Origin of the sequence: Pradoshia sp. D12 (genome assembly GCF_008935075.1) — a bacterium.
Lineage (GTDB): Bacteria > Bacillota > Bacilli > Bacillales > Pradoshiaceae > Pradoshia.
Map to the genome: position 1 here is coordinate 1789644 of NZ_CP044545.1, position 23275 is coordinate 1812918.

At 38.2% G+C, this 23275-nt stretch carries 22 protein-coding genes; 20 read left to right on the plus strand and 2 right to left on the minus strand.

Annotated elements, in window-relative coordinates:
- Positions 1 to 37: 37 nt before the first annotated feature.
- The 7 genes from F7984_RS08735 to F7984_RS08765 are packed head-to-tail and all read left to right on the plus strand — an operon-like array spanning position 38 to position 8453.
- Positions 38 to 1666, plus strand: a complete 1629-nt coding sequence (locus F7984_RS08735; RefSeq protein WP_140461668.1) for an AMP-binding protein — start codon at positions 38 to 40, stop codon at positions 1664 to 1666.
- Between the two features lie 12 nt (positions 1667 to 1678).
- Entirely contained in the window at positions 1679 to 3031 is a 1353-nt protein-coding gene (locus F7984_RS08740) for an acetyl-CoA carboxylase biotin carboxylase subunit (RefSeq protein ID WP_140461405.1), read from the plus strand.
- Between the two features lie 11 nt (positions 3032 to 3042).
- Positions 3043 to 3258: an acetyl-CoA carboxylase biotin carboxyl carrier protein subunit gene (locus F7984_RS08745; RefSeq protein WP_066104050.1), complete on the plus strand. Its 216-nt coding sequence runs from the start codon at positions 3043 to 3045 to the stop codon at positions 3256 to 3258.
- Between the two features lie 16 nt (positions 3259 to 3274).
- Positions 3275 to 4192 (plus strand): hydroxymethylglutaryl-CoA lyase, encoded by a 918-nt coding sequence (locus F7984_RS08750; RefSeq protein ID WP_140461406.1) that lies wholly within the window; start codon positions 3275 to 3277, stop codon positions 4190 to 4192.
- Positions 4192 to 4965: an enoyl-CoA hydratase gene (locus F7984_RS08755; protein ID WP_139891591.1), complete on the plus strand. Its 774-nt coding sequence runs from the start codon at positions 4192 to 4194 to the stop codon at positions 4963 to 4965. Before F7984_RS08750 ends, F7984_RS08755 begins: the two co-directional genes overlap by 1 nt.
- 25 nt (positions 4966 to 4990) lie before the next feature.
- Entirely contained in the window at positions 4991 to 6523 is a 1533-nt protein-coding gene (locus F7984_RS08760) for an acyl-CoA carboxylase subunit beta (protein WP_140461407.1), read from the plus strand.
- A gap of 19 nt (positions 6524 to 6542) precedes the next feature.
- Complete coding sequence (locus F7984_RS08765; RefSeq protein WP_140461408.1) at positions 6543 to 8453, plus strand: AMP-binding protein; 1911 nt, start codon at positions 6543 to 6545, stop codon at positions 8451 to 8453.
- Positions 8454 to 8677: 224 nt separating this feature from the next.
- Here F7984_RS08765 and F7984_RS08770 read toward each other — a convergent pair whose 3' ends face one another.
- A complete protein-coding gene (locus F7984_RS08770; RefSeq protein ID WP_140461409.1) occupies positions 8678 to 9328 on the minus strand; it encodes a 2OG-Fe(II) oxygenase in 651 nt (216 codons plus the stop codon).
- A 473-nt stretch (positions 9329 to 9801) separates the two neighbouring features.
- On the opposite strand from F7984_RS08770, the gene F7984_RS08775 reads away from it, so the two are divergent.
- Positions 9802 to 12273 carry a helicase-related protein gene (locus F7984_RS08775; RefSeq protein ID WP_181161996.1) on the plus strand — a complete coding sequence of 824 codons (2472 nt, stop codon included), beginning with the start codon at positions 9802 to 9804 and terminating at the stop codon, positions 12271 to 12273.
- A 203-nt stretch (positions 12274 to 12476) separates the two neighbouring features.
- Here F7984_RS08775 and lexA read toward each other — a convergent pair whose 3' ends face one another.
- Positions 12477 to 13103 carry a transcriptional repressor LexA gene (lexA, locus tag F7984_RS08780; RefSeq protein ID WP_066104026.1) on the minus strand — a complete coding sequence of 209 codons (627 nt, stop codon included), beginning with the start codon at positions 13101 to 13103 and terminating at the stop codon, positions 12477 to 12479.
- A gap of 153 nt (positions 13104 to 13256) precedes the next feature.
- On the opposite strand from lexA, the gene F7984_RS08785 reads away from it, so the two are divergent.
- From F7984_RS08785 to F7984_RS08835, 12 genes are all read left to right on the plus strand, one after another.
- On the plus strand, positions 13257 to 13580 hold the full coding sequence (locus tag F7984_RS08785; protein WP_140461411.1) for a cell division suppressor protein YneA: 324 nt from the start codon (positions 13257 to 13259) through the stop codon (positions 13578 to 13580).
- A gap of 69 nt (positions 13581 to 13649) precedes the next feature.
- Positions 13650 to 14300: a YneB family resolvase-like protein gene (locus F7984_RS08790; RefSeq protein WP_140461412.1), complete on the plus strand. Its 651-nt coding sequence runs from the start codon at positions 13650 to 13652 to the stop codon at positions 14298 to 14300.
- A 76-nt stretch (positions 14301 to 14376) separates the two neighbouring features.
- Complete coding sequence (locus F7984_RS08795) at positions 14377 to 14607, plus strand: DUF896 domain-containing protein (protein WP_139891586.1); 231 nt, start codon at positions 14377 to 14379, stop codon at positions 14605 to 14607.
- 138 nt (positions 14608 to 14745) lie between these two features.
- Positions 14746 to 16752: a transketolase gene (gene tkt / locus F7984_RS08800; protein ID WP_140461413.1), complete on the plus strand. Its 2007-nt coding sequence runs from the start codon at positions 14746 to 14748 to the stop codon at positions 16750 to 16752.
- Between the two features lie 120 nt (positions 16753 to 16872).
- On the plus strand, positions 16873 to 17205 hold the full coding sequence (locus F7984_RS08805; RefSeq protein ID WP_066104010.1) for a PadR family transcriptional regulator: 333 nt from the start codon (positions 16873 to 16875) through the stop codon (positions 17203 to 17205).
- Positions 17202 to 17843: a hypothetical protein gene (locus F7984_RS08810; RefSeq protein WP_140461414.1), complete on the plus strand. Its 642-nt coding sequence runs from the start codon at positions 17202 to 17204 to the stop codon at positions 17841 to 17843. Before F7984_RS08805 ends, F7984_RS08810 begins: the two co-directional genes overlap by 4 nt.
- Positions 17844 to 17924: 81 nt before the next feature.
- Positions 17925 to 19409 carry a DUF4153 domain-containing protein gene (locus tag F7984_RS08815; RefSeq protein WP_140461415.1) on the plus strand — a complete coding sequence of 495 codons (1485 nt, stop codon included), beginning with the start codon at positions 17925 to 17927 and terminating at the stop codon, positions 19407 to 19409.
- Positions 19410 to 20065: 656 nt separating this feature from the next.
- Positions 20066 to 20509, plus strand: a complete 444-nt coding sequence (gene sirA / locus F7984_RS08820) for a sporulation inhibitor of replication protein SirA (protein ID WP_066103999.1) — start codon at positions 20066 to 20068, stop codon at positions 20507 to 20509.
- 167 nt (positions 20510 to 20676) lie between these two features.
- Positions 20677 to 20892, plus strand: a complete 216-nt coding sequence (locus tag F7984_RS08825; RefSeq protein ID WP_066103996.1) for a YneF family protein — start codon at positions 20677 to 20679, stop codon at positions 20890 to 20892.
- A 158-nt stretch (positions 20893 to 21050) separates the two neighbouring features.
- Positions 21051 to 21212 (plus strand): hypothetical protein, encoded by a 162-nt coding sequence (locus tag F7984_RS19015; RefSeq protein WP_192796842.1) that lies wholly within the window; start codon positions 21051 to 21053, stop codon positions 21210 to 21212.
- Between the two features lie 404 nt (positions 21213 to 21616).
- Positions 21617 to 22384 carry a MerR family transcriptional regulator gene (locus F7984_RS08830; protein WP_139891994.1) on the plus strand — a complete coding sequence of 256 codons (768 nt, stop codon included), beginning with the start codon at positions 21617 to 21619 and terminating at the stop codon, positions 22382 to 22384.
- Between the two features lie 142 nt (positions 22385 to 22526).
- A complete protein-coding gene (locus F7984_RS08835) occupies positions 22527 to 23060 on the plus strand; it encodes a nucleoside/nucleotide kinase family protein (protein WP_139891993.1) in 534 nt (177 codons plus the stop codon).
- Positions 23061 to 23275 lie beyond the last annotated feature (215 nt).

The window sequence follows — 23275 nt, forward strand, 5'->3', positions numbered from 1 at the left end:
ATTTTTTTTAGTGATAAGGAGGAACGAGATGGCGGATTTGGTTCAGAAAACAGTGGGTGCTCTTTTGGATGAAATAGCTCAAGAGAATGCGGAGCGAGAAGCAGTTGTTTATGCAGATCGAGGTCTTCGGTATACGTATAAACAGTTTAATGAAGTTTGCAAGGAGGCAGCCCGAGCGTTTATGTCGCTTGGAATGGAAAAGGGAGATCATCTTGCCATATGGGCGACTAATACTCCTGAATGGCTGATTACCCAATATGCGACAGGGAAGATGGGGGCGGTGCTCGTTACGGTAAATACGAGTTACAGAGCCAAAGAGCTAGAATACCTTTTGCAGCAGTCTGATTCAAAAACACTTATTTTACTGGAAAATGTGAAGGATCATTCCTATATTGAAACACTTTATGAAGTCATACCGGAATTAAGAGATGCACCTCCTGGAGAGCTGGTATCAGAGAAGCTGCCTTATTTAAAAAATGTTATCGTGCTCGGTGAGAATCGATATCCTGGTACGTACAGCTGGGATGATGTGATAAAAATGGCCTCCCACACATCAGAGCAGGAATTGGCTGAAAGGCTGGATTCCTTACACGACAGCGATGTCATCAATATGCAGTATACGTCTGGGACAACTGGTTTTCCAAAGGGAGTCATGCTGACTCACCGCAATATCGTCAATAACGCGATCAATATTTCTGAGGGAATGAAGCTGACAAATGAAGATCGTATGTGTATTCCAGTTCCTTTTTTCCATTGTTTTGGGTGTGTATTAGGAACATTAACAGCCGTTTCTGTTGGTGCAGCCATGATTCCATTGCAGGAGTTTAATCCGCGCAGTGTTTTACAGGTTGTTGAAGAAGAAAAATGTACCGCTCTTCACGGTGTTCCGACGATGTTCATTGCTGAAATGAATCTGGAGGACTTTGAAGAATACGATTTATCCACTCTGCGTACAGGTATAATGGCTGGTTCCACCTGCCCTATTGAAGTCATGAAGGGTGTAGTGGAAAAGATGGGGGCCAATGAAATAACGATTGTATTTGGACAGACCGAATCTTCACCTGGTATCACTCAAACGAGGACGGACGATCCGCTTGAATTGCGAGTCAGCTCCATTGGCAGATCGATGCCTAATATTGAGGTGAAAATCGTCGAGCCTGGCACTGAGAATGAAGTGCCTCGGGGGCAGCATGGCGAGTTAATCACACGCGGTTACCATGTCATGGAGGGTTATTACAAAAATCCAGAAGCAACTGCAGCTGCGATTTCCAAAGATGGCTGGCTTCATACCGGTGATTTGGCTGTCATGGATGAAAATGGGTATTGCGCTATTACTGGCAGGCTTAAGGACATGATTATCCGTGGTGGCGAAAATATTTATCCAAGAGAAATAGAAGAGTTTTTGTACCAGCATCCTTCTGTACTTGATGTCCAGGTCATTGGTGTACCAGATGCCAAATATGGTGAAGAAGTAATGGCATGGATCATTCCTAAAGAAGGCACATCCATAACAGCCGAGGATATCCGTACTTACTGCCACGGGAAGATTTCAAGGCATAAAATTCCGCGCTATATCGAATTTATAGACGAATATCCGATGACAGCTTCCGGAAAAATTCAAAAATATAAGCTTCGGGAACAATCCATGCAGATTTTGGGAACGTGAGGAGGAGCAGCATTGTTTAAGAAAATATTAATTGCCAATCGAGGGGAAATCGCTTCAAGAATAATCCGTACCTGTAAACGCCTTAATATCGAAACGGTTGCGGTTTATTCTGAGGCAGATCAAGAGGCACCATTTGTTAAGGAAGCAGATTTTGCTTTTCTTTTGGGTGGTTCAAGAGTAAATGAAAGCTATGTTAATACCGCGAAAATATTAGAGATTGCGAAAGAGCATGATGTGGAAGCTATCCATCCGGGTTACGGATTTTTAAGTGAAAACAGTGAGTTTGCGAGGGAATGCATAAGAGAAAATATTGTTTTCATTGGTCCCTCTCCGGATGTCATTGAACTAATGGGACAAAAGACAAAGGCAAGGGAGGCCATGGAGAAGTCAGGTGTACCGGTTGTGCCTGGAATATCATACCCGCTTGCTGATGCGGAGGAGGCAGTCAGGGTAGCTAAGAAACTCGGATATCCTGTAATGCTGAAAGCCTCTGCTGGCGGAGGCGGGATTGGCATGCAGTCAGTCTCAAATGAAATCGAGCTCATAAAAGCATATGAAGGCAATCAAAACCGAGCCCAAAGTTTTTTTGGCAATGGGGATATGTTCCTTGAGAAAGTCATTGTGAACCCGAGACATATTGAAATTCAAGTGCTGGCTGACAAGCAAGGCAATGCTGTATACCTTTGGGAACGTGAATGTTCCATTCAGCGCCGTAATCAAAAAGTGGTAGAAGAAGCACCATCTCCATTTGTTGATGAGAGTTTACGGAAAAGAATGGGCGAAACAGCATTAAAGGCCGTACGCGATTTAGGCTACTATAATGCAGGTACCTTTGAATTTTTAATGGATGAACAAAAGAATTTCTATTTCCTTGAAATGAACACGCGCCTGCAGGTTGAACATCCGGTAACAGAGGAGATTACGGGAATTGATATGGTTGAGGAGCAAATTAGGATTGCCTATGGGGAGAATTTACGTTTTACCCAAGATGATATTCGGTTAGAGGGTCATGCTATTGAAGTGAGAGTCTATGCGGAGGATCCCGTTACGTTCTTACCATCACCCGGGCAAATAACCTATCTGAAATTACCGAATGGTCCAGGTGTACGAAATGAGGTTGCTATCAGTGGTAACTCTAAGGTAACACCATTTTATGATCCGATGATTGCAAAACTAATTGTGTCGGCATCAAGCAGGGAAGAAGCTATAAGCTGTATGACAAAGGCACTTCAAAGCTATGAAATTCAGGGAATTAAAACAAATCTACCCATGCTTTTAACGGTCATCCAGCATGAAGCATTTAAGGCGGGAGACACAACAACTGGGTTTATTGAAGCAAATCTTAAAAAAATGAAAAACAGATAGGAGAGGTAATAATGGCTGAAGAAATCAAAGCAAGTATGGCAGGAAATGTATGGAAAATACAAGTAAAAGAGGGAGATACCGTTGAAAACGGTCAGGACATGGTCATTTTGGAATCTATGAAAATGGAAATTCCTATAGCCGCTGAAGGAGACGGACTCGTCACAGAGGTTGTCGTAAACGAAGGGGATTTTGTAAATGAGGGCGATGTTTTAATCCGTATTGACTAGAAGGGAGAGAACTTTTTTGGAGATACCTGATCTTGTACAAATAAAAGAAGTTGGCCCCCGGGACGGTTTGCAGAACGAGATGAATATAGCTCCGACTGAACAAAAAATAGAATGGATTGACCTGTTGAGCGAAACGGGTCTTTCTTATATTGAAATTACATCTTTTGTTGCTCCTAAATGGATTCCGCAGCTAGCTGATGCGCTGGAGGTATCAAGGAAAATCAAGCGCAAGGATACGGTCACTTATGCGGCTCTAGTGCCAAATCGAAAGGGATTGGAAAATGCGCTGTTAGCAAATATCGATGAAGTCTCTATTTTCATGTCAGCGAGTGAAGCACATAATCAAAAAAATATAAATAAATCCATTGCAGACACCTTTCCAATTCTTCAGGAGGTTGCAGAGGATGCATCAAAGGAAGGAAAAACAACACGAGCTTATGTATCGACAGTGTTTGGCTGTCCGTACGAGGGCGAAGTTCAGATTGATGCTGTCTTACATATATGCGATAAGCTGTTCGCGATGGGGGTAGATGAAATCTCTCTTGGCGATACAATTGGTATTGCCCATCCAAAACAGGTTGATTTTTTACTGGATGAAGTAACAAAACGGTTTAATAAGGATCGTATTGCGTTACACTTTCACGACACACGCGGCATGGCGCTGGCAAATATATTAGTAGCTTTAAAGAAAGGATATACAATTTTTGATTCCTCACTAGGCGGTTTAGGCGGCTGTCCATATGCAACCGGAGCCTCAGGAAATGTAGCCACTGATGACTTAGTTTATATGCTTGAGAGGATGGGGATTCGTACGGGTATTGATGGAAGAATGTTAGCTGAAGCTGCAGATTATATTCAAAAACAGATGGGTATCCCTTTGTCGAGCAAACAAATGGCTATCCAGGAGAAAAAGGAAGGGAGAAGGGTCAACTGATGATCAACCGATCCATACGAGAAGACGGGATAGCGGTGATTGTATTAGATCATCCTCATAAATCCAACGCTTTATCTATTGAGTTGTTAAAAGAATTGCAACAAACACTGCGTCTATATAAAGAAAATTCATCTATTCATTGCATAATCATTACTGGCAGTGGTGACAAAGCCTTTTGTGCTGGTGCTGATCTAAAAGAACGGTTAAATATGACTCCAGCACAGGTAGGAGAAGCGGTCAGATTAATCAAGGAAACCATTTCCATGATTGACCAAATGCCGCAGCCGACCATTGCTTCCATTAATGGGGCAGCATTTGGCGGAGGGCTTGAGCTTGCATTGGCTTGTGATATAAGAGTGGCCAGCCATCATGCCAGGATGGGGCTCACAGAAACCTCTCTGGGAATTATTCCAGGCGCAGGCGGAACACAGAGACTGCCGAGATTAATTGGAATCAGCAAAGCAAAGGAGCTTATTTTCACCGCTCGCAGGATAGATGCCATTGAGGCACTGCAAATTGGCCTGGTTAATCAAATCGCCAAGCCGGATGAACTGGAGACTATGAGTCTGTCAATCGCAAAGAAAATTGCAGCCAATGCACCTATCGCAGTAAGGGAAGCTAAAAAAGCGATAGAAAGAGGTATGGAAACAGACTTAGCACATGGTTTCCAAATTGAAGAAATGAGCTATCAGGTTACCATTCCAACGAAGGATCGTATGGAGGGGCTCATGGCATTCAAGGAAAAACGTAAGCCTGTATATACCGGTGAATAAACTCCCAATAGAAAGGTAGATGACCATGAATACAATTCAAAACGACCTTATAGAACGAATAGAAAAAATTAAAGGAGGCGGAGAAGAGAAGTATCATCAAAAAAATAAAGAAGCAGGCAAATTGTTCGTCCGAGAGCGTTTGGAGTTATTGTTTGATGAAGGCGTTTTAGCTGAGGATGGATTGTTTGCGAATCATTCTGCGGAAGGTTTACCGGCTGACGGGGTGGTAACGGGATTAGGAAAAATAAACGGCCAAACGGTTGCTGTTATGGCTAATGATTCAACCATTAAAGCAGGATCCTGGGGAGCACGGACGGTTGAAAAAATCATTCGTATTCAGGAAACTGCTGATAAGCTTCAAATCCCTATGCTCTATTTAGTGGACTCAGCCGGTGCGAGAATAACCGATCAGGTAGAGATGTTCCCTGGACGCCGAGGGGCTGGCAGAATTTTTTATAATCAGGTAAAACTGTCCGGGAAAATCCCGCAAATTTGTTTATTATTTGGGCCTTCTGCAGCAGGTGGTGCCTATATTCCAGCATTTTGCGATATCGTTGTAATGGTGGAAGGAAATGCTTCCATGTATCTCGGTTCTCCAAGGATGGCAGAGATGGTTATTGGAGAGAAGGTCACATTGGAACAAATGGGTGGAGCGAAAATGCATTGTTCCATATCGGGTTGCGGAGATGTCCTTGTAAGCAGTGAACAAGAGGCAATTGAATATGCCCGGAAATATCTATCCTACTTCCCGGCCAATTTTGCCGAAAAAACAAAAGGCACCGAAGAAAAACTACCTCAAGTATCAGACAAAACAATCGCAGATCTTATCCCTCAGAATCAAAATGCACCTTTTAATATGTATGATCTCATTAATCAATTAATAGACGAGGATTCCTTTTGTGAAATCAAGAAAATGTTTGCACCTGAATTAATTACTGGCCTTGCCCGAATGGGTGGTAAACCGGTTGGAATTATTGCCAATCAGCCGCGTGTAAAGGGTGGAGTCCTTTTTCATGATTCTGCTGATAAAGCAGCCAAATTCATTAATCTATGTGATGCCTTCAATATTCCATTACTCTTTTTAGCCGATATACCAGGCTTTATGATTGGCACTAAAGTAGAGCAAGCAGGAATTATCAGGCATGGTGCAAAAATGATTGCTGCCATGAGTGAAGCAACCGTTCCAAAAATCTCTGTTATTGTTCGGAAAGCATATGGAGCAGGTTTATATGCGATGGCTGGTCCAGCCTTTGAACCAGATTGCTGTATTGCCTTGCCGACTGCCTCGATTGCAGTGATGGGTCCAGAAGCGGCAGTGAATGCTGTGTATGCCAATAAAATTGCCGCCCTCCCGGAAGAAGAACGTCAAGGCTTCATTATGGAAAAAAGAGAAGAGTACAAGGAAGATATTAATATTTATCGCCTCGCCTCAGAAATGATCATTGATGATATTGTTGAACCTAATGATTTAAGGAGTCAATTAATCACTAGATTTAGCTTATATGAAAGTAAATATCAGGTCTTTTCATGCCGAAAACATCCGGTTTATCCGGTTTGAGGAAACGGAGGGTTCTTTCATGAGCCAAGTAGCCTGGATACCCGATCATCGTACGATTTCTAACCTGCGTCTTCATAAATGGATACAAGAATTGAGCCTTAAAGACTATGCCCAATTTTATGCTAAATCGATTGAAGAGCCCGAATGGTATTGGGGCGAAGTCGAAAAAGAATTAGGGTTCAGTTGGAAGTCACCTTATAAAAAAGTAATGGACCTATCAAATGGGATTGAATTCCCGGATTGGTATGTCGGTGGAACCTGTAATATTGTGGATTCTTGTATAGAGAAATGGATATATTCTGATCATCATGCAATCGAATATGAAAATGAATTAGGACAAACAAAGAAAATCTCCTTTCCGCAATTATATGAGTGGGTAAGCAGAGTGGCAGGAGGGTTATTGGAACAGGGGATAGTACGTGGAGACAGAATAACCATCTATATGCCAATGATTCCGGAAACTATTGTTGCCATTCTGGCTGCCGCAAAAATTGGAGCGGTTGTCTCGCCTGTATTCTCCGGTTTTGCAGAGGATGCCCTAAAAACACGCGTAAACGCAGCAGGTTCCAAAATGATTATAACGGCAGATTCCTATACTCGCCGTGGTAAAAAGGTCGATATGTTAAAGACAGTTACAAATGTTTTAGATGAAATGGATAATTTGGAGAAGGTAGTTGTAGTGGGAGAGACTGGGATGCGTGGATCATTTGTATCCTGGAATCAAATCGAAGCAACAGATCCGGTGGACACCTCTGCAGAAATGAAGAGTGATGAACCATTCATGCTCATTTACACCTCAGGGACAACAGGCAAACCAAAAGGAACTGTCCACACTCATACCGGTTTTCCGATAAAGTCAGCAATTGATGCAAGAATCTCAATGGACGTGGTCAAAGGTGATAAGCTTCTCTGGATAACGGATATGGGCTGGATGATGGGACCATTTCAGTTGTTTGCCAGTTTAATGAACGGAGCTACGATCATGCTTTACGATGGGGTGCCTGACTACCCGACGGCAAATCAGATATGGAAGTTAGTTGAAAAGTGGAAAGTTACGCAATTGGGAATTTCACCTACATTAATTCGTTCTCTTATGGCAAGAGCTGATGATTCGATTGGTTCTCATGATCTTTCATCTCTTAAAGTGTTTGGATCAACGGGTGAGCCTTGGAATCCGGATCCATGGAATTGGTTGTTTGAAAGGATTGGGAAAAAGAAAATCCCGATTATTAATTATTCAGGAGGCACCGAAATATCCGGCGGCATTTTAGGAAATGTTTTATTGAAGCCTATTGCTCCTGTTACATTTAATTCACCGATGCCAGGCATGGATATTACGGTATTAAATTCATCGGGTGAAGCTGTTACGAACGAGGTGGGTGAGCTCTGTATTCGCGCTCCTTGGGTTGGCATGACTAAAGGCTTCTGGAATGAGAAGGAAAGATACTTGGATACATACTGGAGCACCTATAAGAATACCTGGGTTCATGGGGATTGGGTGAGTACAGACGGTGTTTTTTGGGAGATTAAAGGGCGGTCTGATGATACATTGAATATAGCGGGAAAAAGAGTAGGTCCGACTGAATATGAATCCATTCTTATTAAGCATGAAGATGTGATTGAAGCGGCTGCTATCGGTATTCCGGATGAGCTTAAGGGGGAATCCTGTGTATGCTTCGCCGTTTTACAAACGAATGTAAAGGGGAATGCAGAGCTAGAAGGAGAGCTCATGAAGCTTTTGGGCAATCAGCTTGGAAAAGCACTCAAGCCTTCAGCTATTTACTTCGTGAGCGACCTGCCAAAAACGAGAAACCAGAAAATTATGCGCCGAGTCATCAAATCTACCTTCCTTAACCAAGATGCAGGTGATTTATCCTCCTTAGTCAATCCGGAGATCGTACATGAAATCAATCAGATAAAAATAAAATGATAACCTGGTGGAAGCAAGTGTGCGAATCACTTGCTGGTAAACAGCTTATCTAATAGTTAAGCGTTGGCATGGATAATCTCCATGCTTTTTTAATTAGTTTTATAGTTAATATAATTGGACTGTTGTATTCTTGAAAAACTTAAATTGATTAAAATAATTTAATAGAATGTATCGGAACAAAAGAAAAAGCAAGGCATACATCATTGCCTCGCTTTACTGTCCTGTTAACGAATACGCTGTTTCCGAATCCATTGAGTAGCAATCCATTTTTCACCCTTGGTAACCGGGGCACCGCCATGTAAGGTCTTTTCGTTCAGAGATTCGTCTTGGTAGAAATATTCAAAGTAAACCGCCATTCCTTTTTGTGGAGCGACTGATAAATCTAGGTGAGGGAAATACGTTTCTCCGCCTTCTTCCACATCGTTTAGGTATAAGACAATTGTACTGATTCGGTTGTTTTGAGCTGCTTGACTTGTTGAAGCAAAATAATCAAAATGTGCTTTGTATTCTTGACCAGGAGTATAGCGAAGGATATGGAGATTTTCGCTATGTTCAGACGGAATGTCAGTGATTTCAGCTAGTCGTTTTTCAATGCGTAAAACGGTTTCATTTTGGGCATCTTCAATGAAAGCACCTGTACTCGTACGCATACCGTTTACTTCACGGGTTGCTCCAACGGTTGAACGTTTCATATCTTGCTTCGCTAACTCTATCAATGTATCGCATTCCTCGTCGCTTAACACGTTTCCCAATACCACAACAAGTGGTTCACCGTGACGAGCTAAGATAGGAATTCGTCTGTTCTCTGTCTCAATGAAATGACCTGTGTGGGGGAAAATAGGCGTTTCTTTTTGTGGATGAATGGTCGTTGTCATATATTGCTTCCTCTCCCATCTTTTCTCTGTTCCATTTGTTATTTTATCATGTATTTTAATAAACCCGATTAGAATTCTCATAATTATTTTTGGAAGAGTAAATTTCAAAATAATAATATATGAGTTTGAATTTGAAGAAAGGAAGCCGAAATTTTAGTTCAAGAACTTTATAAATCAAAACTCCTCAATGAATGGGGAGTTTATTTTGTTTAATACTTTACTTTTGCTGTATATACAGAAAATGCGCCATCAAAGCAAACACAATGGAACAATTATGATTGATCCGGTGATATTATATGTATGATTTATATAAAGTAATGAATCAAGTGGATTTAATACAAAAATTAAGAAAAAAATTAATGTAGAACATAATAATATTATGTAAACTAATGTATTAAATTTATAGATATGCGGGTAATCGTATATATTAGCCTTATAAGAGAATTTTTATGGCGTTGAAGGAGAACGGAATAATGGACATATTAAATAAAGGGTATAAAGAAGCAGTTGAAAAAGCAAAAAATGACATTCTGAATGATATTTCCTTATATATGGAAGAAAGTGAAACAAAGCCTGCAGTTAATGATTATTTGGAAAGCAGAGAACGTTATTTGAATCAGATTTGGAATTTAGCATGGAAGAGTCGAACGCTTCAGCGGATGAATAGAACTGAAAAAATTAAATTTTTGGGTCTTCGTGGTATAGAAACAGAAGGAGCATCCAAGAAAGCAATTAATAAAATGGTTGAACAAGAACTGAGTGGATTAAAATCCTTTGATATGAAAAGTTGGATCCAAGATTACTTTGGAGAAACAGATGAACGATGGAATGAATTATTTGAATCAGTAAAGTTAAAAAAATTGAAAGCAAATTATGAGAATATCGTTATAAAAGATGAGGCCTTAAGTATTTTGAGCAGTAACAAGCTTTATTTTTATTTAAAGCTCAGATATAAAGTGGCAAATCAATTACAAAAGGATATAGCAAATGTGAAGGGGTTCAATCAAGCTCAATTTGAAACGCTCAACGACCTCTTATATTGGGGATATGATGTATACCAGGATGATTCTGTTTTTGACGAATATATTTATCAAAATCTGATCGATACCTTTGTTTACGAAACCATATACCCATTTATACTATCAGAATTGCCGAATCAGATCATAAACCAATATGAAAATTTGTTTAAAGGGTCGATTAATCATAAGCTGATCAGGCAATTGATTGGGGGAAATATTAGTGAATTTCAATGGGAATATGAAAGTGAAATAGAGCAGGAATTGATTGAGGACCTTATAGATGTTCGAAACCACCCGGACGAATTTGATATACAAATGCCGTTATACCATACTCAGCACAAAGAGAGAATTGAAAAAAGAGAACAGAAATTAGAAGAGCTGAGGAAACAGGAAGAAATAAAGCAAAAGAAACTGGATGACATTTTTGGTGTTGAATACAAGACGACCGTTTATAGCAACACTAAATATATTCTGCATATAGGAGAAACAAATACCGGTAAAACTTATCAGGCACTAAATAGATTAAGGATAGCTGCATCTGGTATATACCTGGCACCTTTAAGGCTATTGGCACTTGAAGTATATGAAACGCTTAAAAACAACGGAATTGCCTGTGCATTAAAGACAGGTGAAGAAGAAAAAGATATTGCAAATGCCACGCATTATTCCTGCACAATTGAAATGTTTACCGAGAAAGATGAATTCGACGTCATGGTTATAGACGAAGCGCAAATGATCGCAGATAAGGATCGTGGGTTTTCTTGGTTTAGAGCTATTAATAAAGCGCGTGCTCGGGAAGTTCACATTATAGGCAGTCACAACTCTAAAAGGATGATTTTAAATCTGCTTCAGGGAAATGATATTGAAATTCATGAATACAAACGTGATATACCGCTGATTGTAGAGAAAAAACCTTTTAAGATTGAACATACCAAGGCAGGAGATGCATTGATTGTATTTTCTCGAAATAAAGTGCTTCAAACCGCTTCAAAGCTGGAAAGAAACGGCCATAAAGTAAGTGTGATCTATGGAAGTATGCCTCCTGAGACAAGAGCTAAACAAATTCAGAGGTTTATTAACAGGGAGACGCGAGTGATTGTATCAACAGATGCTATCGGAATGGGGCTCAATCTACCAATTAGGCGGGTCGTTTTTCTGGAAAATGATAAATTTGATGGCACGAGAAGACGTTTATTGACCTCCCAGGAAGTAAAGCAGTTAGCAGGCCGTGCCGGCCGTAAAGGTATATATAATGAAGGAAGAGTGGCATTTACTGATCAAATTGGTTTAATGAAACGGTTGTTGAATGGTGAAGACCGGCCAATCAGTACATTTACAATAGCTCCTACACAGGGTGTATTTGAACGCTTTAAACGTTATCATTCCAGCTTTGATCAATTCTTTGAATTATGGGATGAATTTAAAAATCCTGCCGGAACAACAAAAGCACCGCTTACTCAGGAAAAAGCTTTATATCATTTAATTCGCCATGAACAAATAGAAGGACGAATGTCGATAACTGATTTATACGGTTTTCTGCATTTACCTTTTTCAGCGAATGAGGAGAGCCTTGTTAATCAATGGCTCTATAATATGAAAGCCATTGTGGATAGAAGAGAATTGAGAGAGCCTTTAATAAAGAAAGATTCCTTGGATGAACTTGAATTATCTTATAAATCAGTAGGATTGCATTTATTGTTTTTGTATAAATTAGATAGAAGAAGTGAAACGGTCTATTGGGAGCGAGTAAGAGAAGAAATCAGTTCAGATGCACATAATCAGTTAAGAAAAGGGGTTAAAAAATATCAAACAAAATGTCGGTCATGCAATAAGCCGTTAAGCTGGAATTATCCATTTGCTATTTGTCAGTCGTGTTATGAAGAGAGTAAACGATCAAGATACTATTACAAAGGATGGGATATATAGGACCTTCAAGCTTGCAATCATAATGGTTGCAAGCTTTTTGTATTACATAATTATATTATGTAAACAACGAGATAAATAAAAGCGTTAATCTATTTATAAAGTGGAATATGCCAATCTTTAAATGCATAAGTTTAATAGAGAAAATAGAGATAATAGATTTTAAACACATAAGTAGAACCGGCTGAAAGCCGGTCCCATCGTTCTTATTGAATATTTCTGTATAACCCGATCACTTTACCGAGGATGCTGACATTTTGTAGAATGATAGGCTCGAGCATAGAATTTTCCGGCTGCAGACGGAAATGAGTATCTTCTTTAAAGAAACGTTTTACGGTAGCTTCATCATCTTCAGTCATGGCTACGACAATTTCACCATTGTTTGCTGTATGCTGCTGGCGAACAATAACATAGTCACCGTTAAGTATTCCAGCTTCAATCATACTGTCACCCATAATTTCAAGCATAAACACATTTTCATCGGCAGGAGCCATATGCTCAGGTAGAGGGAAGTATTCTTCAATATTTTCGATAGCTGTAATAGGCTGCCCTGCAGTTACTTTCCCGATTAATGGTACATTAACTGAGTTTGTTTTTGGAATATGGTCATGTGGATCCATATCCAGGATTTCAATAGCACGCGGTTTTGTAGGATCCCGTCTGATGAGTCCTTTGCTTTCCAATCGCGCTAAGTGACCATGAACTGTGGAACTTGAAGCCAGTCCGACTGCTTCGCCAATTTCTCGAACGGAAGGTGGATAGCCCTTCGTTTTTACCTCTTCTTTAATATATAGCAAAATATCCTGTTGCCGTTTGGATAATTTAGTAGTCATCTCCCGCACCTCTTTTAGCTTTTCTTGTTTTTAGTATATCATTTCCTGTTTAACAGTACAAACATAAGTTCGTTTTTTGTGTTGACACAAAACGTTTGTTCGGTTTATACTTAGTTTATATTAAACGAACATACATTCGATGGGGGTTTATTTATGAAAAAATTATGGACTTCTTATAGCTATTCAATCTTGTTTTTTATAGGTCTTTTCTTATTAATAACTACAATGATAGTAACAAATATTGAAGCACCAAAAGACGATTATCAACAAATTACGGTTAAAAAAGGAGATACAGTTTGGGATATGGCTGAACGTTTTAACGGCAGTAAAATGACACAGACTGAATTTGTCTCTTGGGTTCAGGAAAATAATGACTTGCACATTAATCATATAAAGGAAGGGCAAACGATTGTGATTCCTGTAAAGAAAATGAACGAAAGCACAGAAATGCTACACTTAGCAGATTCTGATAAATAACTATATAATCAGAAAGGTCGGGAATGTTTCCCGGCCTTATCTATATGTAAAGAAGAATGGTGATAGAAAATGAAGGTTGGAATTTATTGCAGAGTCAGCACAGATAAAAGTTCACAGGAAACATCACTGGAAAGGCAGGAGCAGGAGTTAACAAGACTGGCTGCCATAAAAGGGTTCGAGGTTGTAATAATCGAGAAAGAACAAGCCAGTGGATATGATTTAGAACGAGAAGGCATTCTAATCTTGCTGGAAAAAATGAAAAATAGAGAAATCGAGGGTCTCTTGATTCAGGATGAAACAAGACTTGGCAGAGGAAATGCCAAGATTGCTCTATTACATTGCATCTATAAAGAAGGAGTTAAATTATATACGGTTACTCATAATGGTGAGCTTGAGGTTTCTGAAACAGATGCCATGATTTTGCAAATCATTAGTATAGTAGAGGAATATCAGCGAAAATTGCAAAACAGTAAAATCAGAAGAGGGATGAAACGAGCCATTGAAAATGGATATAAACCGCAAAGAAATTTAGCAAATCAACATCTTGGAGGCGGAAGAGAAAGGTCAGAGGTACCTTTACAAGAGGTCATTGAGCTGCGTATTAAAGGATTAACATTTGCTGAAATTACGGAGAATTTAAACAGAAAAGGCTATGATCTCTCTAAAGCCACTATTCACCGAAGATATTCAGAATATAGGAAAAAGAATACTAATCAATAGTTCCTTCTTGAAAATCCAGCGGTTTTTCTATACGATGACAATATCTACTTATATTTTATATAGAAGGAGCAATACCATGCTGCCAATGCATAAAATTAAAAGAATTAATGAATTATCTAAGAAATCAAAAACAGTTGGGCTTACAAAAGAAGAAGCCACTGAACAATCTCTTCTAAGGAAAGAGTATTTGGAAACCTTTCGTACTTCAATGAGAAATACGGTTGAAGGTTTGACCATTATCGATCCAGAAGGTAAGGATGTCACACCTGAAAAAATAAAAAAATTACGTAATAAAAAATTACATTAAGGGTATAGGATAATAGGCTAGACTCCAAAAAAATAGTTTAAGGAGTGACGATTTTGTAGCATTTACCAACAAAGTCTTGTCAACCTGTTTATACTTCATTAATATAAATTAGAAGGTTAATCTGAAAGGATGTAGGCAATGTTCACAGAAAAAGATAATTTATCTATCACAGCTATTCGTACACTTTCAATCGATGCAATTGAAAAAGCTAATTCAGGTCACCCTGGTATGCCTATGGGAGCTGCTCCTATGGCTTATACACTTTGGACCAAATTCATGAACCATAATCCAAAAAATCCGGATTGGTTTAACCGTGATCGTTTTGTATTATCAGCAGGACATGGTTCCATGCTTTTATACAGCTTATTGCACTTATCAGGTTATGGCCTTGATATGGAAGAAATTAAGAATTTCAGACAATGGGGCAGTAAAACACCTGGACATCCTGAATATGGACATACAAAAGGCGTAGAAGCTACAACCGGACCACTAGGCCAAGGTATTGCGATGGCAGTCGGTATGGCAATGGCGGAACGTCATTTGGCGGCAGTCTACAATAAAGATAACTTTGATGTTGTAGATCATTTTACATACAGCATTTGCGGAGATGGAGATTTAATGGAAGGGGTATCAGCTGAAGCTGCTTCTCTTGCTGCCCATTTAAAATTGGGACGTTTAGTAGTCCTTTATGATTCCAATGATATCTCTCTTGACGGCGAATTAAACATGAGCTTCTCTGAAAGTGTTGCTGAGCGTTTTAAAGCTTACGGATGGCAATACATTCGCGTAGAAGACGGTAATGATTTGAATGAAATTGCTAAAGCGCTTGAAGAGGCAAAAACAGATCTTGACCGTCCAACTATGATTGAAGTAAAAACAGTTATCGGATACGGTGCTCCAAATAAATCCGGTAAATCTGCTGTTCATGGTGCTCCGCTTGGCGAAGACGAAATGAAATTAACTAAAGAATATTACAAATGGACATTCGAAGAAGATTTTTATGTGCCACAAGATGTTTATGACAATTTTGAAGAAACTGTTGTAAAAGCTGGTGCTAAAAAAGAAGAAGAATGGAACCAATTATTTGAAAGCTATAAAAACGAATACCCTGAACTTGCTGCTCAGCTAGAAACAGCAATTAAAGGCGAATTACCTGAAGGCTGGGATAAGGATATTCCTGTTTATGAAGCAGGAAAAGCCGTTGCTACACGTAATTCAGGCGGAGAAGTATTAAATGCAATTGCTAAGAATCTTCCATCTTTATTTGGTGGATCCGCTGACTTAGCTGGATCAAACAAAACGATGCTGAAGGGCGAAAAAGATTTCTTGCCAGGCTCCTATGATGGCCGTAACATTTGGTTTGGAGTACGTGAATTTGGTATGGGTGCTGCATTAAACGGTATGGCACTTCACGGTGGTTTGCATGTGTATGGAGGAACATTCTTTGTATTCTCTGATTATCTGCGTCCAGCTATTCGTTTAGCAGCGTTAATGAATCTTCCTGTCACATATGTATTTACACATGACAGTATTGCAGTTGGAGAAGACGGTCCAACTCATGAACCAATTGAGCACTTGGCTGCATTGCGCGCAATGCCTAATGTTTCACTTATCCGTCCGGCTGACAGCAATGAAGTGGCAGCTGCATGGAAAGCGGCATTAACAAGCAAGTCTGCACCAACTGCGTTAGTATTATCCCGCCAAAACTTAACTACGTTACCGTTATCAGCTGAATTAGCTGAAGAGGGCGTTGCTAAAGGGGGATATGTAGTTTCACCTTCCAATAAGGATACTGCCGATGCTATATTGTTGGCATCTGGATCTGAAGTAGGATTGGCTGTTCAAGCACAGGCTATATTAGCGAATGACGGCATTGATGTATCAGTTGTCAGCATGCCATCATTTGATCGCTTTGAAGCTCAATCTGCTGAATATAAAGAATCTGTTATCCCTTCAACTGTTAAGAAACGCTTAGCAATTGAATTAGGTACATCTTTCGGATGGGACCGTTATACAGGTGATGAAGGTGAAATATTGGCAATTGACCGCTTTGGTGCTTCCGGCCCTGGTGAATTGTTAATGGAAAAATTCGGATTCACTCCATCTAATGTGGTTTCTTTAGTAAAAGAAATGCTACAAAAATAAAATATATTTTTAAAAAATCGCCAGGGTCTTTCTCTGGTGATTTTTTTATGAATATATTTACAAACAATTCCAAATGATGTATGTTTGATATGTACCTAATAATTCTAGGTAGGTGAAGAAATGTTTAATCGTGAACTTGTAAAAGGAAGTACATCACTTCTTGTTCTGCAGCTTTTGCAAGAAAGAGATATGTATGGGTATGAATTGGTGAAAGAAATGGATCACCGCAGTGACCATGGATTTCAGATGAAGGAAGGTACGCTGTATCCTGCTTTGCATAAGCTTGAAAAACAGGAATATATAGAGTGCTACTGGGTTGAACAAGAGAAGGGACCCGCTCGTAAGTACTACCGTATTACCATGGCTGGCGAAGAGATGCTAGAGATTAAAACAAACGAATGGAATCGATATGTCCAGGTCATGAACAAGGTAATGGGGAGAACAGAAACATGAGACGGGCTGAAGAAGATTATTTAAGTCAGCTTGATCGATTGCTGGGTGCCCATCCTGATAAAGCGGCTATTATGAAAGAATATAAGTTACATATTTCCGAAATGGCTTGCGACATCATTTATGAGGATGAGTCACCCGACTTAATCTATAAAGAGCTATCGATGCGGCTGGGTACACCGGAAGAAGTTGCTGTATCCTGGAAACAGGAACTAACCCTTACACCAAGAAAAACAAGGTGGATATTTGCAGGAATTAACTTGTCCCTCTTTATAAGCGGAATTTTGTTAACATTTATCAACCATACATATGATTGGAATTGGGCCAAGGAAATATGGTCTTTGCTAACATCGATTCCTGTACTTTTAATGGCCATCTATATTGGTTTTTGGGTCTTGCTTGGTTATGAAATTGGCAAGGAATTTGGACATCAGGGCAAAAAGCTTATTAAGAAAACGTTTTTGATTACGGTGATCCCTAACATTATCTTAATGTATTTGGTTATCTTTAACCTCGTACCGGATCAATGGTTTGACCCCTTACTGGATAAACCATTTATTATTGCATGTGTATTTTGTACGTTTATCTTATATCCAGTCAGTTTTGCTGGGTATCTATGGGGGAAGAAAGCCTCGCTTTGACTATTTGCCTATATACATAGAATAACTATGTATATTTATCACTATATACCTAGAATAACTAGGTAGAGGGGGATCCTTAAAATGGATATTCAGTTTAAAAAAGAAGATAAAGTATTTTTACTGTTATGTATAGTGCTAGCCTGTTTTGCTGAGTTATCTTTTTTACATGGAGAAGTAGGGATTTCCTATCCGTTGTTCTTATTTGCTTTTTATGGACTGTTTTTTTGGAGGTTTCGGAAAACGAAATTTACTCATATGCGAATTGGAAGCCTTCTGATGGTTTGTATTTGGATTCTTGGTTTATCTTATTTCTATCAATCTAATGTCCTTTTTTATCTAACGAATGGGTTGGTTATACCAATTCTTGTAGCAGCTCAGCTAACACTTATTACAAATCAACAAAAAATTGATTGGAGCAGAGTCAACTTTATTAAACAATTGAAAACAAAACTGGTAAACAGTATTAAATACAATCAGCAATTCATCTCCTACATCCTAAAAAAATTCAGAAAAGAGGGAGCAGGGGAAACTGGGGGGATGGCTAAAAGCATCGGTTTGGGAATTGTTATTGCATTCCCGATACTCATCATCATCATTCTATTGCTTGTATCGGCAGACAGTCATTTTCAAGCGATATTTATGCACATCCCTGACTGGTTATTTTCCGTACAAATAGGTGAATTCTTTGGAAGATTGATAGTTATTATCCTATTTGCTCTTTTGTTTTATGGTTTTCTAAATGTATTACATTTAAAACAGCCGCAAACACTGTCCTCTAACATGAAAGAGGCAGGAAGTGTCCAGTTCGATTCAACCATTGTGACAACGATTCTGGTCCTGATTAATGGAGTCTATTTATTATTTACAATTGTCCAGTTTAAATATTTCTTTGGCAGCCCGCTTCTCAATGATATGACCTATGCTTCAAGCGCGCGAACAGGATTTGCCCAGTTATTGTTGGTTACCCTCATAAATTGGTCCATACTGCTTGGAACCCTAAAGTATGTATCTGTTCAAATGAACGCTGCTAAAAGGCTTATACAGGTCCTTCTCAGTCTTTTAATCGTATTTAGCGGAGTTATGCTAACATCGGCTTTTATGCGCCTCTATATGTATGAAGAGGCCTATGGATATACGATTCTCAGAATACTCGCACATACGATTATGCTTTATCTGGTTGTCATTTTTACCTATACATTAGTAAAAATCTGGATTGAACGAATTGCATTAAGACATTTTTATTTTTTAACCGGATTATTGTTTTACACTGGATTGCACATCGTTCAACTGGATCAACTAATCGTAGATAAAAATATAAGTAGATATAAAGAAACGGGTAAAATTGATCTATATTATTTAAACGAATTATCCTATACAGGATTATCTGGACTGATTGACTTATATGAATCAGACCCCAATTCTGGTGAATTGAAACATCTATTATCAGTCCAATATGAGCAAATGAGGAACACTGACTATACTTGGCAGTCCTATAATCTTTCCAGAGTTGAAGTTTATGATAGGTTAGAAAGTCTTAACCTCACTAAGCATGAAAATGGAGATTAACAACAGCTAATCCAGTACTGGTCATATTCTTGCTATAAAGTAGATATCAGATAACGGCAACCGGTTTTTGGAGGATTCCAGCAGAAAACGGAGTACTGGCTAATTTGATTTTTGAAGGATAAATAAGTAAAAAGCCTGGACTTATGGGTCCAGGCTTTTTGTAAACAAGCTTATTTAAAGTGTTTATGTCTGTAGGCTAATCCATTTAAAAATATGAAATATATCAATTTTATTTTCCTCAGCTGCCCTTGATCCTAGCGAGTGGGGAATGGATATAATTTTTAGAAGGTACAAAAAATGTAATCATTAATGCGATGACACTCAATAATGTCATGAAATAATAAGCATCACTTGCCCCTAAATTAGAAAAAGTCTATCACCGGATATATTAGCTTATCAGTATTGGGAATTATCATATGGTGGATAAAAGACGGACTTCATTTCAGTTCTGAATATGTAGCCAGTCAAATTACAGAATTATACAGATGATCAATGGTGATAAGAGTAAATCATATGTATAATGGGTATAAGAGATTAATTTGAAAAATCAAAAAAATATTTACTCGACAAAATTAGAACAACTCTGCACGTTCATTTTACATAATATGCAACAATAGTTTTTTATACTATATGTAAAGAGAATTGGAGGTAAGAGTATGCGCACTTATATTATTTATTTAATAGAGAATGAATTTGCACGTCATTATTATGGACGAGAATATATGTTTTTTAACTTATTCCAGGATTATGAACAATCTGAAGGGGATAAGAAAAAAATACTCCGCAGGCAAATTAACTTTGTTACTAAAAAGATTCATGCACAGCTTTTTACCTCTTTTATGGAAAATCAACTAATGGAAAATAAAGATTGTTATATGGAAAATGGGGTATATTATATCAGAAAGCGAAATGTCGGCCAAAGCGAAGCAAGCTTAGGATATCGCAATCATTCATTGATTCTGCATGCTACTGGAACGTATGAATGTGAGACCATATTTTTTGAATGGCTCAGGCAGTGGAATCCATATTTTTTAGCCTTGGATATAACTAAGGAACGTTGCGCATGGCTCAGACCTATTAAACAGAGGTTATATGTATGAAGTAGAATAAAACAGATTCCACTATAAGATCGTTATAAATGCCGTGGAATTTATTCTATTATGTCTGTTTGTGTCAAAATCTGATAGAAATATCACAATAATTATGGTATTATTACTTTGGTTTAGTACAATGTCTTTGTGACAGCACGGAGGAGGTAGTTTAGGTTATGGGATATTATATTCTTACGGCAGTGATTGCTTTGATTGCTGGTGTGGCTTTAGGATTCTTTATCGCTCGTAAATACATGATGGACTATTTAAAGAAAAACCCACCAATCAATGAACAAATGATTAAAATGATGATGACACAAATGGGTATGAAGCCATCCCAAAAGAAAGTAAATCAAATGATGAATGCGATGAACAAACAACAAGGGAAATAAGCCTTGTTCCATCTGGGATTCTAAGGTGTTGTCACCATACTGTATAGATTAATTTTTGTAATTTGGTTTATCTTTTTGGAGATACATAAGTCAAATTGGTTAATCTTCCATCAGACCGTCTTTTTTCTGAGAAATATTCAGAAGGAGATGGTCTTTTTATGTTGTTAAAAGAGGTAATAGAAGGATACTTACATCTTTGTGATAAAAAAGGTTTACCAGTTCGAGAGCAAGGAACGTTAAGAGTTTCTCTCAAAGTATCGAGGATTATGCTCTTTTATGTTGAACTCCTTATTGTAGAAACGGGCAGGTTAGCTGAATAAGATAAATAAACTAAAATCACATAAATGGTATAATAAGGATAATTAGTGAGGGGTGATATCAGAATGAGTAATGAAAAGCATAGTCATAGTAAATCTAATAATATAGCTATTGTGTTTGTTGCTTCTAGTTTAGGTGCAGTTTTAGGACTTGTTACATATGTGAAAGATTGGTTATGATTGTGGAATTACCTTTTGGTATTTCCAATTAAACGTACTTATACAAACTGGGGTAATAGCAGAAAATCAAGGCTGTCAAATTGACGGTCTTTTCTTATGCGGCTAAAGGGGCGGTTAGCTGAATAAGAATGTTTTAGGATTTGCATTATAATTATCAAAATTCCTCTTGAACCTCTAGTTACGTGAGGTTTTATCATGAGCTTAAATATTTATGGGGAGGGATGTTGATGAAAGGGAATATAGAATATTCCATTGGTGAATTTTCGGAAAAGACAGGAATACCTATTCGAGCTCTACATTATTATGATGAAATCGGTCTTTTACAGCCAAAGAAGAATCCAACATCAGGTCATCGTATTTACAGACATCAAGATACTTTAACGTTACAAAAACTCTTAAGTTTAAAGTTTCTTGGATATAACTTGGTTAAGATTGCTGGATTATTAGGTGAATCAAGTTTTTCAGATGATTTAAATAAGACTTTAAACCTCCACTTTCGAGCACTAGAAAAAGAAAAAGAACGAATTGAGCGTTCAATGACTGCTGTTAAGAGAGTGATTATGATACTTGAGAAAGAGGGAGAAGTTGATAGTACAGTGTTATTCAGCCTTATCCATAGTACAGAGATGGACAATATGCAATACAAATGGATGGAACGGCATAACTTATCTGATGTAGCGGAAGGAATAGCAAAGAAATCTGAAGAAGAAAAACTAGCCCTAGATCAAACCTTCATTGAGTTAAATAAGCAAGTGAAACAATTATACGGTAAACCTATCGACCATCCTGAAGTGCAAGAAGTGATTAAAATGTATCTTGAAGAGTCTTTTGCGTTTCTTGGTGAAGATTTGGTGCAAAATCTAGCTGATGCTGACGTAGAAGAACTCGATATTCAAGAGTTTGAACAACTCGCACCTTCACCATTCACAGAAAATGAGCAAAAATGGCTTAACCAAGCAATAGAATTTTATATGAAACATGTAGAAATGGAATGAAAATAGGTTTTTACCTGACTACAGTATAATTTCATTAAAGGGTGTTAAACCAAGAAGAATTAATGCCCTTTTCTATTGAATTTCTTATTTTAGAAATGGGCCAGATTAGCGGACGAAGACATTCGAAAAGTCGGAGGATTTTATGAAAAGGAAATTTCCGTTTGTGATTTCAATTGCTGCGGTTTCGGGTGGGGGCAAAACAACAATAACTTCTTACCTAAAAGGACAGTTGCAAAATAGTAAAACAATATCTTTTGATGATTATGATTTTGATGGTCCCGATAACTTTATTGAATGGGTTGATAATGGTTCTAATCCTGATGATTGGGACTTATCACCACTCATTAGAGATATAAAGAAGTTAGTTACTGAACCACTAGATTACATCATTTTAGATTTTCCATTTGCTTATTTACATACTAAAACAAGAGAATTAATTGATTTTGCAGTGTTTATTGATACCCCGTTGGACATTGCAATGGCACGGAGAATAATTCGTGACTTTAAAGATGGTTCTACCGAGGATATTATGCTGGATCTAGATAACTACATTCTTAGAGGAAGGCAGGGGTATCTGGATATGATAAATACAACAAAGCCGAATTCTGACCTAATTGTAGATGGGACATTATCTAAATCTGAGATTGTAAGTATTATCGTTCAAAATATAATGTGAATAGAGTAATTCACAGGACAAAGCAAGAATGAAAATATAATATCTTATTCAAGTAACAGGGATGTTGATTTAAGCAGGATTAATGTCCCTTTATGTTGAACTCATATGGTTGAAATGGGGCAGGTTAGTTCATTAAGAAAGTAAAAATATAGGGGGAGTATTTATTTAAATGAGGTGCAGCACCATTAATGCTCTTTTTAGTTGAATTCCTTAAT